This window comes from Streptomyces sp. E-08 (assembly GCF_049913095.1).
Taxonomy (GTDB): Bacteria; Actinomycetota; Actinomycetes; order Streptomycetales; family Streptomycetaceae; genus Streptomyces.
On sequence record NZ_CP183971.1, the window covers coordinates 241,738 to 268,165 of the forward strand.

Annotated in this window: 19 protein-coding genes and 2 pseudogenes; 11 read left to right on the forward strand and 10 right to left on the reverse strand. The window is 71.8% G+C overall.

Translation table 11 applies throughout. The features are described from left to right. Window positions 1–18: 18 nt before the first annotated feature. The 4 genes from ACN9MM_RS01245 to ACN9MM_RS01260 all read right to left on the reverse strand — a co-directional run bounded on the left by ACN9MM_RS01245 (window position 19) and on the right by ACN9MM_RS01260 (window position 5,441). A complete protein-coding gene (locus ACN9MM_RS01245) occupies window positions 19–2,721 on the reverse strand; it encodes an HAD-IC family P-type ATPase (RefSeq protein ID WP_426361867.1) in 2,703 nt (900 codons plus the stop codon). Beyond that, the gene (locus tag ACN9MM_RS01250) at window positions 2,714–3,073 is read right to left on the reverse strand and encodes an ArsR/SmtB family transcription factor (RefSeq protein WP_361398345.1); all 360 of its coding nucleotides are present in this window, start codon (window positions 3,071–3,073) and stop codon (window positions 2,714–2,716) included. Before ACN9MM_RS01250 ends, ACN9MM_RS01245 begins: the two co-directional genes overlap by 8 nt. Window positions 3,074–3,225: 152 nt before the next feature. Further along, on the reverse strand, window positions 3,226–5,166 hold the full coding sequence (locus ACN9MM_RS01255; RefSeq protein ID WP_426361868.1) for a CASTOR/POLLUX-related putative ion channel: 1,941 nt from the start codon (window positions 5,164–5,166) through the stop codon (window positions 3,226–3,228). Between the two features lie 92 nt (window positions 5,167–5,258). Then, window positions 5,259–5,441, reverse strand: a complete 183-nt coding sequence (locus tag ACN9MM_RS01260; RefSeq protein ID WP_426361869.1) for a hypothetical protein — start codon at window positions 5,439–5,441, stop codon at window positions 5,259–5,261. A 361-nt stretch (window positions 5,442–5,802) separates the two neighbouring features. Between ACN9MM_RS01260 and ACN9MM_RS01265 the strand changes: the two are divergent. Next, window positions 5,803–6,061, forward strand: a pseudogene (locus ACN9MM_RS01265) (SRPBCC family protein); the annotation flags it as partial. 41 nt (window positions 6,062–6,102) lie between these two features. Here ACN9MM_RS01265 and ACN9MM_RS01270 read toward each other — a convergent pair. Continuing rightward, on the reverse strand, window positions 6,103–7,206 hold the full coding sequence (locus tag ACN9MM_RS01270; RefSeq protein ID WP_426361870.1) for a PP2C family protein-serine/threonine phosphatase: 1,104 nt from the start codon (window positions 7,204–7,206) through the stop codon (window positions 6,103–6,105). A 267-nt stretch (window positions 7,207–7,473) separates the two neighbouring features. On the opposite strand from ACN9MM_RS01270, the gene ACN9MM_RS01275 reads away from it, so the two are divergent. Beyond that, entirely contained in the window at window positions 7,474–8,367 is an 894-nt protein-coding gene (locus ACN9MM_RS01275) for an alpha/beta fold hydrolase (RefSeq protein ID WP_426361871.1), read from the forward strand. Here the strand turns inward: ACN9MM_RS01275 and ACN9MM_RS01280 are convergent. After that, a complete protein-coding gene (locus tag ACN9MM_RS01280; protein ID WP_426361872.1) occupies window positions 8,349–9,023 on the reverse strand; it encodes a hypothetical protein in 675 nt (224 codons plus the stop codon). The genes ACN9MM_RS01275 and ACN9MM_RS01280 overlap by 19 nt on opposite strands. 257 nt (window positions 9,024–9,280) lie before the next feature. Here ACN9MM_RS01280 and ACN9MM_RS01285 point away from each other — a divergent pair, with 257 nt between their 5' ends. Then, window positions 9,281–10,336, forward strand: a complete 1,056-nt coding sequence (locus tag ACN9MM_RS01285; RefSeq protein WP_426368627.1) for a hypothetical protein — start codon at window positions 9,281–9,283, stop codon at window positions 10,334–10,336. A gap of 148 nt (window positions 10,337–10,484) precedes the next feature. Here ACN9MM_RS01285 and ACN9MM_RS01290 read toward each other — a convergent pair whose 3' ends face one another. Further along, window positions 10,485–10,673 (reverse strand): hypothetical protein, encoded by a 189-nt coding sequence (locus tag ACN9MM_RS01290; RefSeq protein ID WP_426361873.1) that lies wholly within the window; start codon window positions 10,671–10,673, stop codon window positions 10,485–10,487. A 443-nt stretch (window positions 10,674–11,116) separates the two neighbouring features. Then, window positions 11,117–11,218, reverse strand: a pseudogene (locus tag ACN9MM_RS01295) (transposase); the annotation flags it as partial. Between the two features lie 321 nt (window positions 11,219–11,539). Here ACN9MM_RS01295 and ACN9MM_RS01300 point away from each other — a divergent pair. From ACN9MM_RS01300 to ACN9MM_RS01335, 8 genes are all read left to right on the forward strand, one after another. After that, a complete protein-coding gene (locus tag ACN9MM_RS01300) occupies window positions 11,540–11,791 on the forward strand; it encodes an ABC transporter permease (protein ID WP_426361874.1) in 252 nt (83 codons plus the stop codon). Beyond that, window positions 11,788–15,192 (forward strand): hypothetical protein, encoded by a 3,405-nt coding sequence (locus tag ACN9MM_RS01305; protein WP_426361875.1) that lies wholly within the window; start codon window positions 11,788–11,790, stop codon window positions 15,190–15,192. The genes ACN9MM_RS01300 and ACN9MM_RS01305 overlap by 4 nt, the downstream gene beginning before the upstream one ends. Before the next feature lie 188 nt (window positions 15,193–15,380). Then, window positions 15,381–16,541, forward strand: a complete 1,161-nt coding sequence (locus tag ACN9MM_RS01310) for an aminotransferase class V-fold PLP-dependent enzyme (RefSeq protein WP_426361876.1) — start codon at window positions 15,381–15,383, stop codon at window positions 16,539–16,541. Next, window positions 16,526–17,860 carry an ABC transporter substrate-binding protein gene (locus ACN9MM_RS01315; protein ID WP_426361877.1) on the forward strand — a complete coding sequence of 445 codons (1,335 nt, stop codon included), beginning with the start codon at window positions 16,526–16,528 and terminating at the stop codon, window positions 17,858–17,860. The genes ACN9MM_RS01310 and ACN9MM_RS01315 overlap by 16 nt, the downstream gene beginning before the upstream one ends. Before the next feature lie 2 nt (window positions 17,861–17,862). After that, a complete protein-coding gene (locus ACN9MM_RS01320) occupies window positions 17,863–18,852 on the forward strand; it encodes a carbohydrate ABC transporter permease (RefSeq protein ID WP_426361878.1) in 990 nt (329 codons plus the stop codon). Continuing rightward, a complete protein-coding gene (locus ACN9MM_RS01325) occupies window positions 18,849–19,664 on the forward strand; it encodes a carbohydrate ABC transporter permease (protein WP_382856794.1) in 816 nt (271 codons plus the stop codon). The genes ACN9MM_RS01320 and ACN9MM_RS01325 overlap by 4 nt, the downstream gene beginning before the upstream one ends. A 5-nt stretch (window positions 19,665–19,669) precedes the next feature. Continuing rightward, window positions 19,670–21,661, forward strand: coding sequence for a glycoside hydrolase family 36 protein (locus ACN9MM_RS01330; protein WP_426361879.1), 1,992 nt, complete (start codon window positions 19,670–19,672; stop codon window positions 21,659–21,661). Between the two features lie 66 nt (window positions 21,662–21,727). Continuing rightward, complete coding sequence (locus ACN9MM_RS01335; RefSeq protein WP_426361880.1) at window positions 21,728–22,756, forward strand: LacI family DNA-binding transcriptional regulator; 1,029 nt, start codon at window positions 21,728–21,730, stop codon at window positions 22,754–22,756. Between the two features lie 87 nt (window positions 22,757–22,843). Here ACN9MM_RS01335 and ACN9MM_RS01340 read toward each other — a convergent pair whose 3' ends face one another. Continuing rightward, on the reverse strand, window positions 22,844–25,159 hold the full coding sequence (locus tag ACN9MM_RS01340) for a SpoIIE family protein phosphatase (RefSeq protein ID WP_426361881.1): 2,316 nt from the start codon (window positions 25,157–25,159) through the stop codon (window positions 22,844–22,846). Between the two features lie 265 nt (window positions 25,160–25,424). Then, entirely contained in the window at window positions 25,425–26,420 is a 996-nt protein-coding gene (locus ACN9MM_RS01345; protein WP_426361882.1) for a LacI family DNA-binding transcriptional regulator, read from the reverse strand. Between the last annotated feature and the right edge of the window lie 8 nt (window positions 26,421–26,428).

The following is a 26,428-nucleotide window of genomic DNA, read 5'->3' on the forward strand; positions in this document are numbered from 1 at the left end:
ACCCGGGCTGCGCCGTCCCTACGCGGGACGCGAGACCGCCGTGCGCTGCTTGTCGTAGCGGGACCGCGCCGCGCGCAGCACCGCCGCGTAGAGCGCGAGGACGACGGCGAGGAGCAGGTAGTACAGCGGGGGCAGGGGGGTCATGGCGAGTACGGGTCCCAGCGGGGTCAGGGGCAGCAGGATGCCGATCACGGCGAGCGCGGCTGCCGCGTGCCGGACGGGGCCGGGCGCGGCCCCGTCCCGGCGGGTGCTGCGCAGCAGGAGCATCACGAGTGCCTGGGTGAGCAGGTTCTCGGTGAACCAGCCGGCGTGGAAGACCCCCTGGGCGTCGTCCGAGGCCTGCGTGCTGACCAGGAGTACGGCGAAGGTGGCCACGTCGGCGAGGGCGTTGAGCAGGCCGAACGCGGTGATGAAGCGCAGGAATCCGCGGGGCTGCAGCCGGGTGGGTGCCTGGAGGGTCGATGGGCCCGGGTGGTCGTAGGCGAAGGCGAGCTGGGCGGCGTCGAAGCACAGGTTCTGCACGAGTACCTGTGCGGGGAGCATCGGCAGGAAGGGCAGCAGGAGCGCCGCGGCGAGCATGGCGATGACGTTGCCGAGGTTCGACGACAGGGTGAGGTGGAGGTAGGTGGCGATGTTCCCGCCGCTGTGCCGGCCAGCGGTGATCGCGTGGTCGACCGCCGCGAGGTCCTTCTCGGCCAGGACGACGTCCGCGGTGTCCCTGACGACGGCGACCGCGCCGTTCGGGCAGATGCCGACATCGGCAGCGCGCAGGGCGGGCACGTCGTTGACGCCGTCACCGAGGAATCCGGTGACGTGCCCCTGGGCGCGGAGGGCGGTGACGACACGTGCCTTGTGCTCGGGGGCACAGCGTGCGAAGACCGTGGTGTGCCGGACGGCCTCGGCCAGTTCGGCGTCGTCGAGCCGGTCGATGTCCTCGGCGGTGAGCACCCGGCCTGGGTCGAGTCCTGTGAGCGCTCCACCGGGGGCGAGTCCTGTGAGCGCCCCACCGGGGTCGCGTGCCGTGAGCAGCCCGCCGGGGTCGAGTCCGAGTTCGCGGCAAGTGTGGGCGGCCGTGCCCGGGTGGTCCCCCGTCAGGATCCGGACGGAGACGCCCCGGTGCGCGAGGCTGCCGAGCGCCTCCGCGGCGGTGGGGGCGAGGGAGTCGCGCAGGACGACGAAGCCGAGGAAGGTGAGTCCTCGTTCGTCCGCCGGTGTGTAGTCCCGGTGGCGGGCCGGACCTTCGGCGAGGGCTACGGCGAGGAGTCGGGCGCCCGTGTCCGCCTCGCGGGCGGCCAGGTCGAGCAGACGGTCGCGTTCGGCATCGTCCAGGGCACACCTTTCCAGGACGGTCTCCACGGCCCCCTTGACGACCAGGGTGTGCGTTCCGAGGCGGCCGGGACGGCGTACGACGGCCGTCGCCAGGCGGCGTACCGGGTCGAAGGGCAGCGCCGCGACCCCGTCACAGTCCAGTGGGTCGGCATCGTCGGCCTCGTCCAGAATCGCCTCGTCGAGGGCGTCGGGGGTGGGCAGTTCCGCGAGCTGGAGGGTCCACCAGGCGTTGACGGCAGCCCAGTGCAGTACCTCCGGTGCGTCCCGGCCGTGCGCGTCCACGGCGCGGGCGACGACGGGCCGGTCCTGGGTGAGGGTGCCGGTCTTGTCCAGGCACAGGACGTCGACGGCACCGAGGTCGTGGAGGGCCGGCAGGCGTTTGACGATCACCCTGTGGTCGCGGGCGAGCCGTGCGGCGCCGCGGGCGAGGACGGTCGTGACGACGACGGGCAGCATCTCGGGGGTCAGGCCGACCGCCACGGCGACCGCGAAGGGGAGCGTCTCCAGTCCCCGCCCGTGGAGCGCGGCGCCGGCCATGAGGACGAGGGGCGGGGTCAGCAGCATGAACCGGATCAGGGTCCAGGAGATGCCGTGGACCGCCTGGTCGAAGGCGCTGTCCCGGCCGCGAGCGGTCGTCCCGAGGGCGGAGGCGAAGCGGGTGCGCGGACCGGTGGCGACGACCACGGCGGTCGCGCTGCCGTAGGAGACGCTGCTGCCGAAGAAGCACATGTGGGGCTGGGCGAAGGGGCCGGGGTGCGAGCCGTCGGGAGCGTCGAGGGGGTACTTCGCCACGGGCGCCGACTCGCCGGTGAGCGGCGCTTCGTGCAGACGCAGTCCGGCCGCCCGCAGCAGCTGCACATCCGCGGGGACGAGGTCTCCGGGGCCCAGCCGGATCACGTCGCCGGGTACGAGCTCGTCGGCCGGGATCTCCCGTGGTCCGGTCGTCGGCCCGTCGGGGTCGGCGCGGCGCAGTACGGTCGCGGTCGTGGCCACGGATTCCCTCAGCGCCGCCATGGCCTGGTCGGCCCGGTGCTCGCCCGTCGAGCGCAGCACGCAGCTGACCGCCACGAGAAGGAGGATCACGCACCCGGTGCCCCAGGCCGCGACGGTCACCGATATCAGTCCCAGGCAGAGCAGGACCGCGGTGAACGGGTCGCGCAGGCTGCGCAGGAACCGCCGGTTCCAGGTGATCGGCCGCCAGGCGGGCAGGACGTTCTCTCCGTGCCGGGCCAGCCTCCGCTCGGCCTCGGCGTCCGTCAGACCGCGTGGTCCGCTGTCCAGCCGCCGCAGCACCTGGAGCGCGGTGAGCAGCCCGGGGGCTTCCGGCCCTGACGGCGCCCGACGGTCTTCGGCCTCCGGAACGAGGGGGCCGGGAGCAGCCGTCTCAGGCACCGGATCCGCTGCGTCGCACGAGCGTCAGCGACCTGTCCGTGCGGGCGGTGAGCTGGCCGACCATCACACGGACCACGGTCACCACCTCGGGGTCGTCGACGAAGTAGACCTGCCGTCGGCCCTCACGTCGTGAACGGACCAGACCGGCCAGCTTGAGCTTGGTCAGATGCTGGCTGACCGCCGGCAGCGCGCCGCCCACCCGCTCCGCGAGCCCGGTCACGTCGCTCTCCCCCTGGGCGAGCGCCCACACGATGTGCAGACGTGAGGGTGAGGAAAGGAGCCCGAAGGCGGCGGCGGCCTCGGCCAGTACCTCGGCAGGAGGGTCCGTGAAATCACCCGCGTCTGCCGCCACCGTTGCTCTCCCGTTCCACGTTCGCCTGAGGGCTCCCAGTCTAGAGCCGCCTCCGACGACGCCGTCGTTCCTCAGGGTGACCGGCCTGGTGGTGGGACCGGCCGTCGTTCCCGGGGCGACGAGCCTGGTGGTGGGGTCGGTCGTACGGGTGATCACGCGGGCCGCGCACGCCCCGCCCTGCCGTCGGCACGGTGGTCGCCTGCCGACGAGAGGGCGTCTTCCTCCTCGGCGAGCACGACGACGGCGTCCTTGGGCCCGAGGATCAGTGGGGTGGTCTTCGGCGGGTTGAGGAAGATCCCGTAGCCGGGTGGTTCGTCGGCGTGCCGGGCCAGTCGGTAGCCGATCGCCGTCTCCCCCTCGCGCCGGGCGGCCTCGACGACGGTGGCGAAGTTGGCCTCCGCCCCGAGGACGACGTAGTCGGAGGCGGGCTTGAGGTAGATCTCCGAGCCCTCCGGGTTGAAGAGGTCGGTGAACACGTCGTACAGGTCGCGGTTCTCCGTCAGCTGGGTGAGCAGGAGGCTGATCACCTTGGTACTGACGATGAAGTCGTCGGCCTTGGTGACCTGGGCGACCTCGCGGTTGGCGTCGTCGTTCATCTCGGTGACGATCGAGTACGGGTCTCCGAGGCGTTCCTCGATGTCCCGCAGGTGCAGCAGCGTGACCAGGGTCCGGTCGTCGGCGGGCCCGGCGGCGAACGTGTCGTCCGAGAGGACGACGATGTGCCGGTAGCCGCCGAGGTCGAGGGACTCCAGCGAGGACCTGCGCGTCGGCTCGCAGTACTTGAACCCCAGGCTGAGATTGACCACCGGCTGGTTCAGTGCGGCGTCCGGCCGCCGTGGCGCGGCGATGTCGAGGGTCGAGCCGGGCTGGACGAAGCTGTCGAGCAGCGTGACGAGTTTCGTCGTACGGGAGTTCTCGCCGATGAGCAGTGTCCGGTCGATGTCCGGCCGCTCGGCCGGGGCGGAGGTGATGGCCGACTCGATGATCGGCGGTCTGGTCCGTGCCAGACGGATGAGCAGGTCGTCCTCGGCGATCACGAGCAGCTGGTCGCCGGAGTCGATGACCGTGTCCATGGCGGGATTCACCAGCACCTGCCCGTCGCTCCTGCGGAGCCCCGCCGGCGTCCCGGTCTCGAAGGCGTGGAGCGCCGTTCCGTACGTCGTGCCGACGAGGGCGGGCTCCTCGCGCAGGTAGAACTCGTTGCCGACGAAGCTGAGCAGTTCGTTGAAGACGCCGGACAGGCCGGTCTGCCGATGGGCCTGTGCCATGAGGCGTACGGCGATGTCCTCGGCGTCGATCACCAACGCCCCCTCCCCCGCCGCCAGGCGGGCGGCCGCGAGGTTGTCCGAGTCGTGCACCGCGGCCACGACGTGGGGCCGGGTCCCCCGCCAGGTACGGCTGTGCAGCAGCAGGAGGATTTTGATGACGTCCACGTCCCTGTCGTCACCGACCGGCGGCAGCACCATGATCGATTTCGCCGTGTCCGGGCTGACCAGTTCCAGGTCCGCCCGTACCAGTGGGTTGCCGGATCGGCAGACGACGCGGGTGCTGCCCATGTCGGGGATCCGCGCCCGGATCGCGTCCTCCATGGCGACCTTGTCACGGTCGGCGAGGACGACCACGCAGGAGCGGCGTTCGCTCTGGTTCGCCTCCACGAGCTCCGCGATCACCGTGAAGACCTGGTCCGACCAGCCCAGGACGATCGTGTGTCCACGCTCCATCAGCTGGGAACGGCCCTTGCGCAGTTCCTGGATCTTCTGGTTCAGGCCGGTGGTCAGCACACCGATGAGCGCGCTGACGATGAAGATGCCGCCGATCGTCACCATCAGCATCAGGGCGAGGAACACCGGACCTCCGGTGTCCCCGCCCATGGTGCCCGGATCGAGCGTGCGGAGCAGGCTCATCCAGGCCACGCCGGCCCAGCCGCCGTTGTCCTCGGCGTCTGTGTCCGTGAAGAGGACGACCAGCGTCGAGGCCGCCACGATGAGGAGCATCGAAGCCAGTGCCAGCCAGCTGATCAGGGCCGGTGTCCCCCGGTCCATCGTGCCGTCGAACCAGTACCGGAACCGTGCCCGCAGCCTGTCGCGCAACACCGAAGACTCCCCCGTCCGCACCTGCACCGAGTCCCCCCGCGCGCCGGTGCGTCAGCCGCGGACCTTGAGACGTTCCAGAGCCGTGACGGCTCCTAGGACTTCCGAGGGTCCTCTGTACGCCGGAGCTCGACGATCCTTCGCACCCCGTCCACGACGAGGACGGTCCCGGCGAGGACGGCGAAGATCGAGTAGGGGACCGGAAGGACGCCGGACAGGTCGAGGCCGACCATCACCGCACCCACGGCGATGGCTCCGAAGGCCGTCCATCTTTTCAAGGGTTCTCCTGACATGCTTCGGCGGATCGGTCGCGAGGTGCCTCTCCATCAGATCACAGTGGCCGTCACGGCATTCGCACCAGGCGCCGGTCACGAACGGGCGATGACGACGATGCCGGCGACCCTCGCGGGGCACGGCGATGGGCTCCCCGACGAGGAGGACCAGCACCTCCCGCTGGGCTCCGTGCTGCAGTCGGGGTCCCCTCGTTTCGCGATTACAACATCTAACGAACGTACTAGCTTCACTCTTTCTGGAGAAGCTGAAATCAACGACCGGAGGAGATCCCCATGACCCGCGCCCGCGCCGCCCTGCTGACGGTCCCCCTCGCGCTCGGCCTCATCAGCACCGCCGCGACGCCGGACCGTCCGGCAGATCGAGCACGGGCGGTGCATCCGCCGGACCGGTCCCGCGATCGGCGAAGGGCTGCGCATCGGCGGCATCCACGTGTGGACGTTCACCCAGGTCAGGAGCGGGGTTCTGGTGGGGACCGAGGAGACTCACACCGGCGCCGAGGTCGAGGCGGACGTTCCCGTCGCAACCCGGCTCCTTGCGGGAGGGTCTGGAGGCGTGGCTGCGTGACCTCAAGCAAGGGGCCGAGGCCCGGGCCTCCGCGCGGTGACACGTCCTGATGTCGGGCAGGCTCCCGACCGGCCGGTCCCGTCAGTCCGGCCCCGAGCCGTCCAAGGTGAGGATCAGGAGAGTGACGTCGTCCTGGATCTTCGGAGAGAAGCGGCTCAGGTCGGTCCAGATCTCGTCGGGCAGCTGGTCCAGGCCGACACCGGTCATACGGGCCAGACGCTCGGCGAACGGGTAGAAGGCCCCGGAGGCATCGCGTGCCTCCAGGACGCCGTCCGACGCCAGGAGCAGCCGGTCCCCGGGCAGCAGCGACACCGTGGCGGCGGTTCCGGGCGCGACGTCGGCGAGGCCCATTCCCAGGGGCGGTCCGGGGTCGAGTTCGAGGGTGCTCACGGTTCCGCCGCGCACCAGGACGGGCGGCGGGTGGCCGCAGGCCAGGACACGGACCTCCGGCCCGTGCGGCGCGAAGTCCAGGAGGACGGCCGTGGCGAAGAGTTCCGCGTGCTCCTTCCGCGCCGAGTCGACCACGAGCCTCCGGTCCAGGCGCGCCGCGATCGACTCCGCGTCCACGTCGTCCAGTACGGCCTCGCGGAACGCCCCCATGACGGAGGCCACCGTCGCGACGGCCGACAGACCGTGCCCCTGTACGTCGCCCAGGACCGCCCGTACCCCGTGGGGGCCTGGCCGGACGTCGAAGAAGTCGCCTCCCACCAGGGTGCCGCGCTCGGCGGCGCGGTACAGGCTCGCGCAGCGCACGGGGCCGACCCGCCGCCGTACGTCCGGGACGATGGCCCGCTGGGCCGTCTCGGCGACGGTACGTTCCAGGTCGAGCTGCTCGTCTCTTCGTCCGCGGACGAAGGAGACGAAGACGCTCAGGGTCGCGACGAAGCCGAGGGTGAAGAGGTCGGTGTCGCCCGGCCGGTCCAGATGGAAGCCGGGAACGGTCAGCATCGCGATCGTCGCGGCACCGAGGAGGGCCGTGGCCACCGGTCCGTAGGCCAGGACGGCCAGCGGAGGCACCGCGCCGAGCAGGAAGCCGATGTCCACCGGGACGGAGTCGGTGAAGGAGGCCACGCCGACCCCGACGAGCAGCAACACGGGCAGGACCCGCACCCAGCGGGGCGGCGGGGCCCCGCGCAGCCAGCCCCGCCGGTGCGCGCCGGTCGCCGCCTTCCCTTCCTTCACCACACCACCAGGCTCCTATGCCGGAGAGCGCCGCGCACTCCACGGCTTCCAGCGGGAGCAAAAGCGGGCACGGAAGCGGGAGCGGGAGCGGGATCGGGAGCGGAAGCGGAAGCGGGCACGGAAGCGGGCGCGCCGCAGTCGCTCGCTGGTCGGCCTGGGGGCACGCACCGCACCCCGCGCAGACGAGGAGGGTCCGGCCGACCGAAGCGGGGACACGGTGTGCCTTCGGTCTCGACGACGTCTCCCGGCGGCACCCCCTAGGCTCCCCTCATGGGACACCCTGTGCGCACCGCCGACGGTCGGCTTCTGGTGGCCGAGGATTGGGGCGATCCTTCGGGGTCTCCGGTGGTTCTCCTCCATGGGACGCCCGGGACCCGTCTGGGAACCCTGCTGCCCGGGCTCGCCGCGGAGCACCCCGGCTTCCGGTTCCTCTCCTACGACCGTCCCGGCTACGGGGACTCCCAGCGCGCCCCGGGTCGCCGGGTCGCCGACGCGGCGCGGGACGCGGCGGCTGTCGCCGACGCCTTCGGCGTCGAGCGGTTCGCGGTGGTCGGCCGGTCCGGTGGCGGCCCGCACGCGCTCGCGTGCGCGGCGCTGCTGCCGGACCGGGTGCGGGCAGCCGCTGTACTGGTCGGACTCGCTCCGCCGGACGCGGCGGGTCTGGACTGGTACGCGGGCATGACCCCGTTCAACGTGCACGAGTACGGTCTCGCCCACGCTCATCTGGACGGACGTGACCCCGGTGGGCTCGAGCGGGACCTGGCCGCCCGGGCCGCCGTCCTGCGGCGGAACCCGGAGCGCCTCCTCGACGACCTGCGTGACGGCCTCTCCCCCCACGACCGGCCAGTCGTCGAGGACCCCCGGGTACGCACGGTGCTGCTGCGCACGTACCGGGAGGCCCTGCGGGTCTCGCACCACGGCTGGCTCGACGACTGCCTGGCCTTCGCCGGCCCGTGGGGCTTCGACGTCGCCTCCGTGACCGCGCCCGTACTGCTGTGGCACGGCCTCGACGACGCCTTCTCGCCCGTGGCGCACACCCGCTGGCTGGCCGGCCGGATCCCCGGCGCCGAGCCCGTCCTCGTACCGGACGCCGGTCATTTCGCGGCCCAGCTGGCGCTGCCCGGCGTGTTGCGCTGGCTCGACGGTCAGGGCGCCGGGCGCTGATACGAGGTCGAGCGGGCGCCCTTCAGGGCGTCGAGGATCCGCTCGTGGCTGTCCCCGACGACGTCGCCGACGCGGACCCTGATGTGGAGCGCCTCGACCTCGTCGACGAAACGCCGGGAGAAGGCGCCGAGCATCGTCGTCTCGTAGGTGCTGGTGCCCACCAGCGGGAAGTTCCCCATGGTGACCAGCTGGAAGTCCTCCCTGACGGTGAGCCCTGCCCCGGTCAGCACCTCCGCCACGCCCTGGACGTCAGTCCACGGGCCGGCGTGCTGCGGGTCCGCGCCGCGCAGGACGGCCCGGCATTCGTAGACCTCGATGACCACCGTGTGCGAGCCTCCGTTGAGCAGTCCGACCTGCCACTCGGGTGCGCCGCCCGCAAGGTGCCCGGTCGTCCAGTCGGCGCGCCAGCCGAGCAACGGCCGTACAGTGCGGGCGTACTGGGCTCTTGCGAGGACCGCTCCGGCCGCGACCGCGAGCAGGCTGCTGAGCGGCTCCATGTCGAGCAGCTCGAGCCGCCACGGCCATGCGGCCCGGGCCGTCTCCGTCATGTTGGCCCGGACGATCTCCCAGCCGAGCACCGCCGTCAGCAGGACGAGCAGAACGATCGGCGCCGTGAAGAGCAACGGGCTGCGCCGCACCCGCCGTTGAACGTCCACCTCGGTCGCCGGACCACCCCGCCCGAACCTGCCCACGGCCACTCCCCCGGTTCTCGGACAACGGCCCCCCGACCGCGCGTACGCCCCCGGGGGCCTCGACCGGTTCATGGTGCCCGAACCAGGCAGGCCCGGATAGGCCACGAGCCCGGCGCGATCCAGAATCCACGCCCCGGATGTCACGACCACGAGCGTTGTGCACGCCGGTTGTGGACCTTCTCGTGTCAGAGGCTGCTGGCACCATTCGGGCTGTGAAGAGGATGCGAACCACCCCGCCGCGAGCGGTCGATGTCACCGCGGTCTTCCCGGAGCTGACCCCACTGGCCCGCACGGCGACCCGACTGCACCCGCGCCCGGGGATCCCGACGCCGTATGACAGTTCGGTCGGAGGCCCCCTGCTGTGGCCCGCCGACGAACCATGGCCGCACTGCGATGCCCTGCACGAGGGGGGAGGCAGCCTCCTGGCAGTGGTGCGCCTGGAGCAGCGAGCCCGGGTGAGGCGGGCGATGACGCCGGACGATCCGCTCGCCGGCGACTACACACCCGAGGAGAGCGCAGCCTTGAGGCAGGCCGAGCAGCGATTCGACTGGGATCACGACGAGCCCGAGCTTCCGGTCCCCCTGCTGCCCGTCGCGCAGCTGTACGCGCGTGATGTCCCCCTGCTGCGTCCGCCCGGGCGACCGGAGGCCGACCTGCTCCAGGTGCTGTGGTGCCCCTTCGACCACCCTCCGGACCAGTGGATGCCCAGGACCGCGCTGTTCTGGCGCACTGCGGCCGACGTCACCGAGCTCCTCACCGTGCCTCCGGAACCGCACCTGGTGGAGTCCGAGGAGTACGTACCCGTTCCGTGCGTGCTCGCGCCGGAGCAGGTCACCGAGTACCCCAGCCTCCTGGACCTGGGCAAGGAGCTGCAGGAGCAGGTGAAGGACTGGAGCCGGTGGCAGGCGGGCGGCGCCCCACTGGACAGCGGTTTCGCCGCCCACCCCGAGTCGTACTACGGGAGTGACCTGTCCGTCGCGCCGGGCTGGAAGTTCGGCGGCTACTCCCGGTGGGGGTACATCGATCCGTCGCCCCGCCCGTGTCCTGCCTGCGGCACGGAGATGGACCCGCTGCTGACCATCGCCTCGACCGAGGGGGACAGCGGTCAGCACAGCTGGATCCCGTACGAGGACGAGCCCGCCGCGACCTCTGACCAGAGTCCCGTCCGGGACCTGGTCCACCGTCCCACGGCGATCCAGATCGCCGACCTCCACGCGGAACAGCTCTACTCCTGCCCGAGGAATCCCGATCACCCCCACATGGAACTCATGCAGTAACCGGCCCTGACACATGGGTGCCGACAGGCACGCGGTGGAAGCAGGATCCGTCGCGCCCCGGCGGGTCACCCATCCAGTGAAAGTCGATGCGCCCAGCGCAGAGGGGTGCCCGGCGACGCGCCGCTGGGGTCGACGTCTTCCAGCAGGATCAGAAACTCCGGCATTCCCCGCGCAAGTCGCCCGGACAGATCAGGCTGCCGTAAAGCAGGACCCTGTCGGGCTGACCGCTCGGAGAGATGGTCACTTCATAGCTCTCCTGCGACCAGCCACCCAAGGTGATGCGGACCCGGTCCGGTGACGTCCACATCGCGTCCCGGAGCCCGTCCTCCTCGCTCATGAAGCAGGCGACCTCCCAACGGCGTTCCCCGAGCAGGCCGTCCTGCGGCCAGGAGGATCAGAATCACGCCGGCCAACAGGAACGCCTGCTCACGAGGCCAGCTCAGCAGCACCAGGCCACCCTGGTCCCCCGTCACTGCCCCGGCCAGGGCTGCGGTGCCAAGAAGGAACGCCAGCGTCAGCAGCAGGAAGACTGACCGCCTTCGTTCGCGGATGAAGCTCATGATCCCCCCGAGCGATGCGGATCACGCAGCCTACGGGAGCAGGCGAGGTAGGGGCCAGAGCTTGGCTGCGGAACGGGGCTGCGCGCTCCTCCCTGTCCCGCAACATGCTCGGGGATGGTGTGCCGGATGCCGCGACTGCGCAGGTACCGACGGCAGGGCCCGTTGCCGTATGCCGTGTCGGCCGCGACGCTGTCCGGCTTCTTGCAGGGCTGAACCTGGGCAGCCGCTCCCCCGTTCCGTCGCCCGACCACAGTCGATGGCGTTCGTGGACCGTTCTCCACGGCCCGAACCGTTCGGGCAGGTCACGGCACTGCACGCCGGTCCGAACCCGGCTGCGGCTCGGGCTCTTTGTCCGCAGCACTGCGCGAGCGCGGTGCGGCACCGGCGTCGATGCCGGCGCCGGGATGTTGGCGTTGGCCAGGCAGCAGCCAGGTGTCGACGCGGCCCTGTACGTGGTCGACCTGCGTGACCGACTGCCGTGCGGCGACTTGCTGTTCTTCGGTTGCACCGGGTGCGTTTGACAGACCCCTGGCAGCGACGCTTACTGAAGATGACATCAGAGCCAGACAATGCACGACGTCCCCGCGCCCCGGTGAGGGCCCGCGACGCTCGCGCGGCTTGCCCGCACGTCAAGGGGCACGACATGAAGTCACGTCTGCGCACACGAGGTTGGTTCGAGACGGTCGCAGCCGCCGTCAGCGGCTGCCTGTTCCTCGTCACCCTGGTCTGGCCCGACTGGATCGAGGGCGTGTTCGGGGTGGACCCCGATCAGCACAGCGGGGCCCTTGAGTGGGCGATCGTCGCCGTCGCCCTTTGCGCCACCGTCGTGTTCTCCCTGCTCGCGCGAGGTGAGTGGCGCAGGGCCCAGGCGAGCGGTGCGGAGGGCCGGCCATGACTCAGCATGCGGCCATCGAGATCGCCATCAGGGCGCATCTGCACGAGGCGCGCCGGCTGGCGCGGGCTCGGGCGGACGGGGAGTTCGACCGTGAGGCCTGGTTGGAGGCGCTGCAGCAGGTCGAGGGCCTGGAGCGCGACGGCATGCAGCTGCGCATCGCAGGCTTCGGCGGTGGGGTCGCCGGCAGCGCTCCGCTGGTCGCGGCGCAGTGGCGGCAGGTGGGGCCGGCCCCCATGCGGCAGCCCCTGGGCGGCGGGCCCGCCCCGGTGGCGGGTCGTGTGTACGACGTGGCCGTCGACCCGCGCGGCAGCAGCGACAAGACCCTCTACGCCGCCACCCTCGGGGGCATCTGGAAGAGCCTCGACAGCGGCGCCACCTGGGCGCCGAAGACCGACCGCCTGCCGTGGACCCAGATGGGGGCGGTGGTCCTCGACCCCGTCAACCCGGACATCGTGTACGCGGGCGGCACCTTCGCGCCCGGCCCGTCGCTGTTCCGCTCGGTCGACGGCGGCGAGACGTGGAGCACGATCGGCGGCGCCGCCATGCTCGGCCAGAGCGTGGTGCGCATCGTCCTCCCCGCCCCTGGAGTGGTCCTGGTGGGCACCTTCGTCAACGGGGTGTACCGCTCCGCAAACGACGGTGCCGACTTCGGCAACAACCTGGGCGCCTACGACAACAACGCGCCCGTCCTGGGTGGCCCGCTGACGGACCTTCACCTCCACACCACGAAGCCGACCACGGTGTACGCGTGCATGCGCGGGCAGGGCATCTTCGAGTCCACGGACTCCGGCGCCACCTTCCCCACAAACCTGTTCGCCAACCCGGGTGCGCCGGCCGCCGGTACCTATCTGACCGTCACCATGGCGCAGTCGACGAAGCCCGCCGACCACACCCTGTACGCCACGGCGTCAACGTCCAGTGCCTGGGTGGGGCTGTTCAAATCGACCAACGACGGCCACAACTGGAAGCTCAAGCCCGCCGCCGCGGCGGCCGCCGCCACCGGGGCGCAGTTCGGCTTCGACCAGACCATCGGCGTCGACCCGCAGGACGCCAGGCGGGTCTACCTGGGCTTCCTGGAGCTGCACCTGTCCACCGACGGCGGCGACAGCTTCGCCCCGGGATCGGTGACCGGGGGCAAGGTGCACGTCGACCATCACGCCATCACCTTCAGCCCGCAGTCCCACTGGGGCGCGACGCCCACCCGACTGTACGTCGGCACCGACGGCGGCACCGCGGTCAGCGGCGACGGCGGCAGCACCTGGACCAACCTCAACGAGGGCGTCTCCACCATCCTCGTCGGCATCGGCCGTCTTGACATCGGCCGGCACTCGGCGGTGAACAACGGCTACAGCTACGTCGGTTCGCAGGACAACGGCACCGCGCAGCGCGCACCCGGCATGCCCGGCAACGACTGGAGCCACCGACTCGGCGGCGACGGCGGCCGGGTGGCCGTCGACCCCTTCGCCCCGCTCTCCGTCCACGCCACGGTCAACGACTACTACCAGCACAGCACCGATGGCGGCGCCACGTGGACCAGCGCGGCGGGCATCACGCCCGCTGTCGGCGCCATCGCCGTCGATCCCGGCGACGGCAGCCGGGTCTACGCCGCCGGCGGGCCGCTGGGCGGCTCGGGCACGCAGTTGCTGCGGAGCACCGACCAGGGCGCCAGCTTCACCAGCATCCACACCTTCCCCGCCGGTGTCCTCAGCATCGCGCCCGTTCACGGCAGCGGCGGCGCCAGCGTGTGGGTGGGTCTGACCGACGGCTCGATGTGGCGGACGGACAACGCGCTGATGGGCGCCGGGTCGACGTGGAACTCGTACTCGACCGGCTTGCCAGGACGCGGCGTCACCAGCATCGCGGTCGATCCCTTCAGCACGCAGCGCGTGATGGCGGGCTACTGGGGCGCTTCGGGGATCGCGCCGCCCAACCGCAGCCAGCACGTCTACCTGACCACCGACAACGGCTTGACCTGGGTCGACGCCAGCGGAACCGACGGCAGCCCGACCACCAACCTGCCCGACCTGCCCGTCTACAGCGTCGCCATGGACCCGGGTTCCAGCAACGGCCTGTCCGGCATCGCCACCTCCGGAAGCGTGATCGTCGCGGTCGGCCTGTTCGGAACGGTCCTGACGTCAACCGACGGACTCACCTGGACGGCGCGGGTCTCGGGCGCCTACAACACGCTGGCCGACGTGGCCTGGACGGGCTCCCAGTTCGTCGCGGTCGGCCTGGACGGGGCCATCCTCACCTCGCCGGACGGGATCGTCTGGACCACGCGCAAGGCGGGACCGTCCTCGGAGGCACTGCAGGGCGTGGCCTGGTCCGGCGCGGTGCTGGTGGTCACCTCGGCGTCGTACGGTACGGTCTACCGCTCGACCGACGGCGTCAGCTGGATCTCGGTCCACGACGCGGCCGCTCAGGCGCTGCTCGCCATCACCTGGGGCAACGGCCTGTTCGTCGCGGTCGGGTATTCCGGCACCGTGGTCACCTCGCCTGACGGCGTCACCTGGACCGCGCACGCGACCCCGACGACGGCCAACCTCATTTCCGTCGCCTGGTCGGGCACGCAGTACGTGGCCACCGGCACCGGCACCATCCTGACCTCGCCGGACGGCGGCACGTGGACGGCGCGCGTGTCGCCGACCCCCGACCAGATCACTGAGGTGGCGTGGTCCGGTGTCCGCTTCGTCGGCGCGGTCAACTCCGGTGAGGTCGTCACCTCGACGGACGGGGTCACCTGGACGCTGCAGCCAACGGGATCGGCCTACCGGCTCAGCGCGATCCTCTGGACCGGCTCGCAGTTCATCGCCGTCGGCGACTTCGGCACCGTGCTCACCTCCGCCGACGGGACGGCGTGGACCGACCACAGCGTGCCCGTCGTGCCGCCGGCACTGATCTGCGGCAACCAGACCGGCGTGCTGTTCACCGTCGATGACGGTGCGACCTGGCGCGTGCTCGGCGTAGGGCTGCCCACGGCGAGTTGCACGTCGCTCGCCCTCGACTGGTCGCGCACGCCGTCGTTGCTGCGCGTCGGCACCGAAGGCCGCAGCGTCTTCGAGCTGGTCACCACAGTGGGTCCCCGGGTGGCGGTCGTCTCCAACCTCGCGTTCGGGAAGGTGGCGTCGAACGCCTCGTCCAACCTGGTGGCCAAGGTGTTCAACGCGGGATCGACGCCGCTCGTCGTGACCGGCTTCGCGCGGGCGTCGGGCAGCGCGGCGTTCGCCCTCACCGGTGGTGGACCTGGCTTCCCCTTCACCCTGCAGCCGGGCCAGGAGCAGGACATCACCGTACGCTTCCAGCCCACCACGGCCGGGATCGCCACCGCGGTCTTCCGCCTCACCAGCAACGATCCCGACACCCCCGCGGTGTCGGTCCCGATGAGCGGCACCGGGAAGTAGGCACCCGCGTCTTCTCGGGGTCGGTGTGCCAGGTGCCGCGGCTGTGCAGGTACTGCCGGACGAAGACGATTCAGGTCGCCGTGTCACACCTCTTGCTGTGCCACTCGCGACTCCCTAATGTGAACCTTCAAATTCGAACCCACTCTTTCTGATGGTGTACCGAGGAACAGATTTTGAACGATCAAACTGTGGCTCCCAGCGGTCCTATGCCGGGCTACCTCGATCACGCCAGGGTCGGCCCGCTCTCCCGCGCCTCCGGTGCCGCGCTCGCCGTCGCCACCGACCTGGCCGGGCGTCTGGCCCCCGGCGACCTGGACCGGCTGTTCGACCTCGGCGACGCCGCGCGGGACTCCGCGGCTCGGCTCCTCGACGCCCGGCCCCACGAGGTCGCCCTCTCCTCCTCCACCAGCAACGGGCTGTTCACCGTCGCCGCCGCCCTCCAGGGGCCGGGCACCGTCCTCGTCCCGCGCGCCGAGTTCCCCGCCAACGTGTACCCCTGGCTCCGGTTCGCCGGTCGCGGCGGCCCGGACGTCCGCTTCGTCGACCCGGACGGGCACCGGCACATCACTGCCGGCCAGCTGCGCCGGAACCTCACCCCCGACGTCACCGCCCTCACGGTCAGCGCCGTCGACTCCCTCACCGGCCATGTCGCACCGCTGGCCGCCCTCAAGGAGGTCCTCGGGCCGGACCGACTCCTCATCGTCGACGCCATCCAGGGGCTCGGTGCCGTCCCGATCGAGTCGGACGCCGCCGACATCCTCGTGAGCGGCGGCCAGAAGTGGCTGCGGGCGGGCTGGGGAGCGGCACTTCTGCTGATCCGCGACCGATGCGCCGAGCGCCTCCTCCCCGGGCTCGGCGGCTGGGCCGGTGTCACGGAACCCTTCGCGGCGCGGCATCCGGCGCCTCCGCTGCCCGGAGCCGCCGCCCATCTCGCCACCAACCCGGACTTCCCGGCCGCCGCGGCCATCGGAGCGGCCGTCGACAACCTGCTCGACCAGGGGGGCCCGGCCGCCGTCGGTGCCCGGATCCGGGCCACTCTCGCCGAGTTGCTCGACCGGGCACGCTCGGCCGGCGCCGAGGTCCTCTCGGACGGGCTCGGCCACCAGGAGCGCGCCGGAATCGGCTCCTTCCGACTCCCCGGTCATGACCCCGGCACCGTCCACCGGGCCCTCGGGGAGGCCGGGGTGATCACCACGCGCCGGGACGAGTGGATCCGGATCTCCCCGCACGCCTCCACCCCGCCCGCCGCGACGGACCTGTTCGCGCGGGCACTGCACACGCTCACCCACCGCACGACGCGCATCCACACCCGTACCGACGTCCAGGAGCCGACATGTCCCACCAGCTGAGCCGCCGCCAGATCCTTCACCTCGCCACCGCCTCCGCCGCCGGGCTCGGCCTGACCGCGTGCGGCGGCGGAGGGTCGGGCTCCGACACCGCCGGCGCCGACGGCGACAGCGGCAAGATCACCGTCTGGAGCTGGACCTCGGCGGCGGAGGCCCTGCGAGGGGTCGTGCCCTCCTTCGAGCGGGCCAACCCGGGCATCGAGGTGGAGATCCAGGACGTCGGCGAGCCGGCGATCTGGGACAAGATCACCGTCGGGCTCGCCTCGGGCGGCAAGGGCCTCGCCGACGTCCTCCACATCGGCGTCGACTACCTGCCCGGCTACCTGGACAAGTTCCCCGAGGGCATCGCCGACCTGTCCCGGCTCGGCGCCGACACGTACAAGGACGCCTTCGTCGAAGGCCTGTGGCCGACCGTCATAGGCAAGGACAGAGCCGTCCACGCCCTGCCGTGGGAGGTCAACCCTCTCGGGATGTTCTACCGCCACGACTTCTTCGAGAAGGCCGACGTCGACCCCGCCTCCCTCACCAGCTGGGACGACATGATCGCCGCCGGACCGAAGATCCGCGCCGCCACCGGCGCCCAGCTGATCGGGCTCGACAAGACCGGCGCCACCCAGGACATGGACTTCTTCCAGAACCTGATGCAGCTCCAGGGCGCCTTCTACTTCGACCACGAGGGCAAGGTCACCCTCGCCTCCCCGGCCGCGGTCAAGGCCCTCGGCGTCATCAAGCGGCTCAACGACGGCGGCCTGCTCGCCGACACCGCGGGCCAGGGCACCTGGAAGCGGCTGATCAGCCAGGGCAAGCTCGCCACCGCGCCGGAGGCCGCCTGGGCCGTGGGGTACATGGCCGAGAAGTTCCCCGCCCAGAGCGGGAAGTGGCGCGTCATGCAGCCGCCGGCGGCCGTCCCCGGGGGAGGGCGCAGCGTCATCGTCAATTCCACCTACCTCGCGGTCTCCGCCACCAGCAAGCGCCGCAAGGCCGCCTGGCGCTTCATCGAACACGCGCTGACCAAGCCGGCGGAGATCAACCGCATGTACTCCTCCGGGAGCGTCTTCCCCGCCCTCAAGGCGGCCTTCGCAGACCCGATGTTCGATGCGCCCCACCCGTTCTACGGCGGCCAGCGCGTGCTGAAGTCCCTCGTCGAGTCGCTCTCCTCCGGACCCGGGGCGACCAACTTCACCAGCGACTACAGCCGGGCCCTCAAGCTCGCCAGCGACGCCCAGAGCCAGGTGCTGCTCAAGGGTGCCGACCCGGCCGGCGCCCTCAAGGCGGCCGCCGCGCAGCTCGCCCAGCAGACCGGCCGGCAGCAGGCAGCCTGACCATGTCCCTCGCACCTCCCGAACCCGCCCGCGCCACCGGAACCGTCGCCGCCACGACCAGCAGCGGTGCCCGCACTCCTGCCGGCCGCCGCGCCACGCCGCGCCCAGACCGCGCCCGCCCCGGCCGACGCCGGTTGCTGACCCGCGAGTCGTTCCCGTACCTGCTGATCATGCCCGCCGTCCTGGGCTTCGCGGTCTTCAAGGCGTACCCGATCGCCGCCTCGTTCTGGATCAGCCTCACCACCGGCAACGGCGACGGCCGGCGGTTCACCGGACTCGCCAACTACCGCCGCCTGGTGGACGACCCGCTGTTCTGGACCGCGCTCAAGAACACCGCGCTGATCCTGGTCGTCCAGGTGCCGCTGATGCTCGGCCTCGCCCTGCTCGTGGCACTCGGGCTCAACTCCGGCAAGGTCTGGCTGCGCCCGCTCTGGCGTCTCGGCGTCTTCGTCCCGTCTCTGACGGGCCTGGTCGCCACCGGCGTGATGTTCTCCGTGATCCTCAACCGCGACGCCGGACTGCTGAACTGGGTGCTCTCCCTCTTCGGCATCGACCCGGTGAACTGGCTCGGCAGCCCCGTCTGGGCCCGCGTCGGCGTCGTCCTCGTCCTCACCTGGCACTACACCGGCTACAACGCGGTGATGTACCTCGCCGGACTCCAGGGAATCCCGAAGGAGCTGTACGAGGCGGCGATGGTCGACGGCGCGGGCCCGGTCCGCCGGTTCTTCGCCATCACCCTGCCCCAGCTGCGGCCGATCCTCCTCCTCACGGTGGTGCTCTCCACCATCGGCACCCTGCAGCTCTTCGACGAGCCGTACGTCCTCACCGGCGGCGGCCCCGACAACGCCACTCTCACGGTCACCATGTACCTCTACGACAACGGCTTCAAGTACTTCGACTTCGGCTACGCCTCGGCCCTCGCCTACGCGCTCGCGCTGATCGTGTCCGTCCTGGGCATCCTCCAGGTCCGTCTGGTGGGAGACCGCCGATGAAGAACCGAGGCCCCCTGCTCACCCTGCTGCTCGCCGGCGCCTTCGGGCTCTGCGTCGGCCCCTTCTACTGGCTCGCCATGGCCGCCACCCAGGACGACAAGGACGTGTTCTCCTGGCCTCCGAAGCTGCTGCCCGGCGGCCACCTCATGGAGAACCTCCAAGGCCTCCAGGAGTCCATCGGCCTCACCCGCGTCCTGTTCAACACCGTCCTGGTGGCGGGCCTCCAGACCGTCGGCGCCGTCGTCGTCTCCGTCCTCGCGGGCTACGCCTTCGCCAAGTTCGACTTCCGCGGACGCAACCTCTTCTTCGTCCTGCTGCTCAGCACCCTCGTCATCCCCGACACGGTGATGCTGATCCCGATCTTCCAGATGATGATGGACCTGGGCCTGATCGACTCGTACGAGTCGGTCATCCTGCCCGGCCTGGTCACTCCGTTCGGCATCTTCCTGATGCGGCAGGCGCTGCGGTCCATGCCGGACGAACTCCTGGACGCCGCACGGGTCGACGGTGCCGGCGAACTACGGGTCCTGTGGCGGATCGTCATCCCGGTCAACCGGCCCATCATCGCGGCGCTCGCGCTGTTCGTCTTCCTCGGCGGCTGGAACCAGTTCGTGTGGCCGCTGATCGCACTGCGCAGCCCCGAGTTGCACACGCTGCCCGTGGCCACCGCCACACTCCAGGGCCTGTCGACGACCAACTACGCACAGGTCCTGCTCGCCAGTGCCATCGCCGCCGTCCCCGTGATGGCCCTCTTCCTCGTCCTGCAGCGCCAGTTCATCTCCGGCCTGCTGGCCGGGGCCACCAAGGAGTGACCACCGTGACCACCGCACCGCCGCACGCCACTCCCGCGAACGCGGACGTCGGCGCGCCTCCGCAGCAGCCCGTGCCCGTCTGGCGCCCCGGCGCGGCGGCCGGGGACCTCCCCGGAACCGTCGTCCACCGGCAGGCCGTCACCGGTCTCGACGACTCCACCGGAGCCCCGGTCACCGTCCACCTGACCGGGCTCGGCAGCGGCGCGTGGGAGCCCACCGTCACACGGCCCGGACCGGGCGTGGCCCTGATCGAGGTCACGGCGGCGGAAGCCGTCACCCTCCGCGCCGAGTGGCGCGTCCCCTGTGTGGGGGCCTCCGCCTACTGGACGCCCGACACCAACGCCTCCCGCTGGCTTCCGGCCTCATGGCGAGCGCCCCGGACCGTGTCGTTCGCCCGGGGCGTACCCGTCGTCAGCCTCGTCGGCGCCCATGACCGTGCCCTGTGCACCGCCGCGGCCGGCGAGACGACCGCGCCCGTGCGGGTCGGCGACGGCGTGGTGGAGGAGAGCGGAGAGTTCACGTTCGTCTTCGAGCAGGAGCTCACGCCGGGCGGACCGCCGATGCGTCTGCGGATCGACCTCAGCGGCCGCCACTTCGCCACCACCCTGCTGGGCGTCACCGACTGGTGGGCCGAGGGCGCGGACCACCCCGGCGTCGCGCCGGCGGCGCGGATGCCCGCGTACTCCACCTGGTACAGCCTCCACCAGAACGTCGACGCGGACGTCGTCCGGCGCCAGGCCGGACTCGCCGCCGAGCTGGGCTGCGGGAGCATCATCGTCGACGACGGCTGGCAGACCTCCGACCGGGCCCGCGGCTACGGTCACAGCGGTGACTGGGAGCCCGACGGGACGGCCTTCCCCGACATCGCCGCCCACGTCGCCGAGGTCCACCGGGCCGGTCTCGCCTACCTCCTCTGGTACGCGGTGCCGTTCATCGGCCGGCACAGCGACGCCTGGGACCGTTTCAACGGCACGATCCTGCGCGAGGATCCGAACCTGGAGGCGGCCGTGCTCGACCCCCGCCACCCGGAGGTCCGCGCCTACCTGATCGACAAGGTCTCCCGAGCCGTCGAGGAATGGGGCATGGACGGAGTGAAGCTCGACTTCATCGACTGCTTCGCCGTCTCCGACGTCCCGCCCGCCCCGTCCGGGGCGGACCACGACAGCCTCCACGAGGCCGTACGCCGGCTGCTCGCCGATCTCGACGCCCGGCTGCGCCGCACCCGGCCCGACGTGATCGTCGAGCACCGCCAGCCGTACGTCAGCCCCGGCCTCTGGCCGTACGCCACCATGGTCCGCACCGTCGACTGCCCGCTCAGTCCGGCCGAGAACCGGCAGCGCATCATCGACTGCCGGCTCACCGCGGGCCCGCTCGCCGTCCACGCCGACATGATCACGTGGCATCCCGCCCAGCCACCCGAGTCCGTGGCCGTCCACCTGATCAACGCCCTGTTCTCGGTGCCGCAGATCTCCGTCGACCTCGACGCCCAGACTCCCGGCCAGCTCGCCACCCTGCGCTTCTGGCTCGGCGTGTTCCGCGACCACGCCGACGTGCTCCAGGTCGGCTCCCTGGAGCCCTCCCGCCCGGACCTCGGCTATCCCCAGGTCCGGGCCGGCGACGGCCTCACCACGGTGGTCGCCCGTTACGCACCGCTCCCCGTCGCCCTGCCCGACCGGGACGGCACGGACGGCCCGCACGGAACGGACCGCGCGGACGGCCCGCACGGAGCGGACGGCGCGGACGGCCCCCACAGCCCCGACGGCCCCGACGGCCCCGACGGCCCCGACGGCCCCGACGGCCCGAGAACGCTGCTCGTCGCCAACGCGGACGACGATCCCGTCGTACTCCTGACGGCCACCCGGCCGGAACGGGCCCTCGCCCGCGTGCAGGACTGCCGTGGTGAGATCCTGTCCGAGACCGTCCTCGACCTCGTCGCGGGGGTGAACCCGGTGACCGTGCCGACGGGCGGTCTGCTCACGCTGACGCGCGAGCACTGACGACCGGCGGGCCGGGGACGGCCGCTCGCCGTCCCCGGCCCGCCGACCACCGCACGCAGAGGAACGATGACCGCTCGACAGGTGACCATCGAGGACGTCGCACGCGCGGCCGGGGTCTCCCGGCAGACCGTCTCGAACGCCCTCAACGCCCCTCACCGGCTCCGCGCCACCACCCTCGCCCGCGTGACCGCCGCCATCGACGAACTCGGCTACCAGCCCGACCAGTCGGCCCGCAGCCTGCGCACCGGCACCCGCAAGGTCATCGGCTATCCGGCGCCCGCCGACAATCCCGCCGACCCCAACCCTCTGATGGGCGGCTTCCTGGAGGCGCTGGTCAGTGCCGCGGACGCCGTCGGCCACCGCGTCCTGCTGTTCCGCTGCGACCCCCGGCGGGGTGCCGGAGCGGTCGCCAAGTCCTTCAACGGACTGATCGCGGCCCGTCAGGTCGACGGATTCGTCCTCTCCGACGTCATCCACGACGATCCCCGGGTGGACGTGCTCGCCGAGGCCGGCTTCCCGTTCGTCGCCTTCGGCCGCACGGCCCCCGGCCGTCCGCAGAACTGGGTCGACATCGACTCCGCGGGCGCCACGGCGGCCGTCGTCGGGCTCCTGCTCGAAAAGGGCCACCGCCGGATCTGCTACGTCAACTCCGCCGCGTCCCTGCCCTGGCTCGCCGAACGCCGTGCGGGCCTCCTCCGCGCGGCGGCCGCGGCGCCCGCCGGCGCCTTCGAGGTCAGCGTCCCCGACGACGACCCGGCCGCGCTCTCCCACGCCCTCCAGCGGCTGCTCGTCGGCCCCGACCGCCCGACCGCCCTGATCTGCGCGAACGACTGGCTGGCCCTCACCGCCTACCAGGCCGTCCGCGCCGCCGGGCTCGCGGTCGGCACCGACGTCGCCGTCACCGGCTTCAACGACATGCCGCTGTGTACGGTGCTCCAGCCCACCCTCACCAGCGTCCGGCTCCCCCTGGCCGGCATCGCCCGCGCACTGATCGAGCGGCTGATCACCACGGTCGAGGACCCCGGCGCCACCCCGACGAGCGGACTGCTGCTCCCGGCGGAGCCGGTCGCACGCGACAGCACGCCGGAGCGGTAGGCCGGTCCGGGCGAGCCGTCGCCTCCGACGGACCTCGGACGGGCCTCCCCGTGACATCCGACCGAGCCGGCGGAAACACACCCCGGCTCACGCCGGCAGTCCCACCAGTCGCAACGGCTGTTCCGTCCAGATCGTCTTGCCCCGCGCTCCGTACCGGCACCCCCAGCGGGCCGCGAGCTGGGCGATCAGGAAGATTCCCCGCCCGCCCTCGTCGGTGATCAGGGCCCGCCGCAGCCTCGGCTGCGTGTTGCTCGGGTCGGAGACCTCGCACACCAGCACCGGACCCCGGATCAGCCGCAGGCCGACCGGACCGCCCGCGTACCGGATGGCGTTGGTGACGAGCTCGCTGACGATCAGTTCGGTCGAGAACCGGAGGTCCTCGAGACCCCACGCGTCGAGCTGGGCGTCGACGTCGGCACGGGCGTCATGCACGGCGGCCGGGTCGGCCGGGTACTCCCAGTGGACCGTGTCCTCGTCCGCCACCGCTCTCGTACGGGCGAGCAGCAGGGTCACGTCGTCGGCGGGGCGCTCCGGGCTCGGGTGGCAGCCGATCAGGTCCCGCCCCACCGATTCGAGGGACCGGGAGGAAGCGTGGAACCGTCGCAGGTTCCGCAGCAGTTCCTCCCCGCCGCGTCCGATGTCGTGGTCGTAGTCCACCAGCCCGTCCGTGTAGAGGGCGAGGACGCTCCCGGGCGGCAGGACGACTTCGCAGGTCTCGAAGGGGTTGTCACCGACGCCCAGTGGGGGCCCCGGGACGACGGGCACGAACTCGGTCCTGCCGTCGGGCAGGAGGAGGCCGGGAGCGGGGTGCCCGGCGGACGCCATCTGGCAGAAGCGGCTGAGGGGGTCGTAGACGGCGAAGAGGCACGAGGCGCCCACGGCGTCCGGCTGTTCCGCCTCGGCCTGCATGCGCTGCACGAGGTCGTCGAGGTGGGTCAGCAGTTCGTCCGGCGGCAGATCGAGATCCGCCAGGGTCTGGACCGCCGTACGGAGTCGGGCCATGGTGGCCGTGGCCTGGAGTCCGTGCCCGATGACGTCGCCGACGACGAGGCCGGTCCGCATCGACGACAACGACAGGGCGTCGAACCAGTCGCCGCCGACGCTGAGGCTGCCGCTGGCCGGCAGATAGATCCCCGAGGTCTCCGCCGCGGCGCTCACGGTCACCGCGGGAGGCAGCAGGCTGTGCTGGAGGACGAGGGCCGTACGGTGTTCCCGGGTGTAGCGGTAGGCGTTGTCCAGGGCGACGGCGGTGCGGTCGCACAGGTCCTGCAGGAGCCGTACCTCGGCCTCCGTGAACGGCTCGGGAGTGCGCGTGCGCCACACCGACACGTATCCGAAGAGCCTGGAGCGGTGGTAGAGCGGGCACCCGAGCGTGCTGTGCATGTGCTCGGGCACGATGCGGGCGACCAGTTCCGGGTCGTCGCCGAGCATCGCCCGGGCCGCGGCGGCGTCGGCCTTCCGCACGACACCCACGGCGACCGCCGCGTGCGAGGCCTGGTCCGGTACAGGGGGAATGCGTTCCCCGGGCTGGACCATGGCGGCCGGCCATGCGCCGTCCGCGGACTTGACCGCCACCCGGCGCGGCGCGGAGGCCTCGAACCCGTGGTATCCGAGCGCGGGGTCGCGCCCCTGCAGCACGTCGTCGGGGAAGTCGACACAGGCCAGGTCACCGAGGCCGGGTACGAGCAGTTCGACGAGGTCCCTCGCCGCGTGGACCACGTCGAGGGACTCCCCGATCTCGAAGGCGCGCCGGTACGCGTCGGTGAGCCGCTGGTGTGCGCGCAGCCGCGTGGTGGGCTCGGTCGCGACGACGGCCAGTCCGGCCAGGGTCCCGTGGGCGTCGTCGATGGGAAAGCAGGCGAGGGTCAGGACCGGGTCGGACCCCGCCGGCCCGGAACGGCAGTCGACACCGACGATCGGGGCGCCGCTCTCCACCACTCGCGTGAGCAGCTCCCGTACCGGCTTCTCGCTGTCGCAGTCCTCCAGCTCCGCCAGCCAGGCCGCGCCCGCTCCCGCCGGACGCAGGGCCTCCATGGCCGTGTTGGCCCGCGTCAGGCGGAGTCGCGTGTCGAACTCGGCGACGCCGATGCGCTGCTGGTTCAGCAACGACCGGCCGAGGTCACGATCCCGTTCCCGGTCCCCTGACCGGGCCCGCTCCCGGAAGACGAGGAGCGACCCCCCGTCGGGGGCGGCGGGGAGACGCACGACGGCCGCCGGCGGCGGCACCCTCGTCCCCAGTACGTCCTCCACGGGGCGCCCGGTCACGTCCTCGGTGTCCTCCCCCACGAGCTCCTCGGCCGCGCTGGACCACCACATGACACGGCCCAGCCCGTCGAGGAGCACGGCCGCCACGCCCTCCGCTCCACCACCGTCGGAGCCCGAAGCCCGGTTCAGAAGGCTCACGTCGCGCGCTCCCTCGCTGCAGGGGACGAGGGGGTGACCCGCGGGATCACCCATGCCTCCAGGATGCACCTCACCGTCGCCCGGGCGCACACGACGTCCTCGCGCCTTGCGACGGGCTGCCCCCACTGCGTGAGCTAGGCCCTGTGGACGACATGGCTCCTTGCGGTGGAGCGCAGCATGATGCCGGCAAGAACGCATCCGGGCACATAGGAGCGCGCCGCGGCGGAACCGGGGTTCCGCCGCGGCGCGCTCGGCTCGGTTGCCGCTACCGCGGTGCGGGTGCGGTGGTGGAGCGGATGATCAGCTCCGGGTCGAAGAGCAGCTCGCCGACCGGGACGTCCCTGTTGCTGACCAGGGCGAGCACGCTGCGTCCCACCTCGAGCGCCAGGCGTTCGGCGGGCTGGCGCACCGTGGTGAGGGGCGGATCGACGAACTCGGTGATGAGGGCGCCGTCGTATCCGACGACCGAGACGTCCTCGGGCACCGAGCGGCCCTGGCGGCGGATGCCGCGGATCGCGCCGAGTGCCATGTAGTCGCTGGCCGCGACGACGGCCGTGGCCCCGAGGCCGATCAGGGTCTGGGCCGCGGCCTGCCCGCCCTCGATGGTGTAGGACTGCCGGATCACGAGCCGTTCGGCGTCTTCGACACCCCTCTTGGCCATGGCGTCGAGGAAGCCCCGCACCCTTCGGTCGGCCGGGAGGTTGCCGGTGGGGCCGGAGGCCATGCCGATCGCCCGGTGCCCGAGCCGGTACAGGTGGTCGACCGCGAGTTCCGCGGCGAGGGCGTCGTCGGTGGAGTACACCGGCACGGGCACACCGTCGGCGAACACGCCGTTGATGCCGACGTACGGGATGCGGCGGCCGCGCAGGATCTCGTACGTCTCGGTGTCCGCCCCGTCGACGGTGTTCGACGACGAGAGGAAGACCACGGCGGCGATGCCCTTGTCCACGATCGCGCTGATGTACTCGGGCTCCTGGACGCCTCCGGGGAACGCGGGGCAGAGCACCGTCTTCAGGCCGTGCGGGGCGAGCGTGGACTCGATCCGTTCGGCGACGTCGGCGAAGAAGGGGTTGGAGACGTGCTCGGTGAGGAGCGCGACGAGCTGTCCCTGGACGGGGCGTTCGTAGCCGAGTTCGGTCATGGCCTGCTCGACCGCGTCGCGCGTCTTCTTGGCCACTCCCTGCCGCCGGTTGATGACCCGACTGACCGTCGCCTCGCTCACACCGGCGCGCTCCGCGATCTCGACGATGCCGACCTTCATGCGCTCCC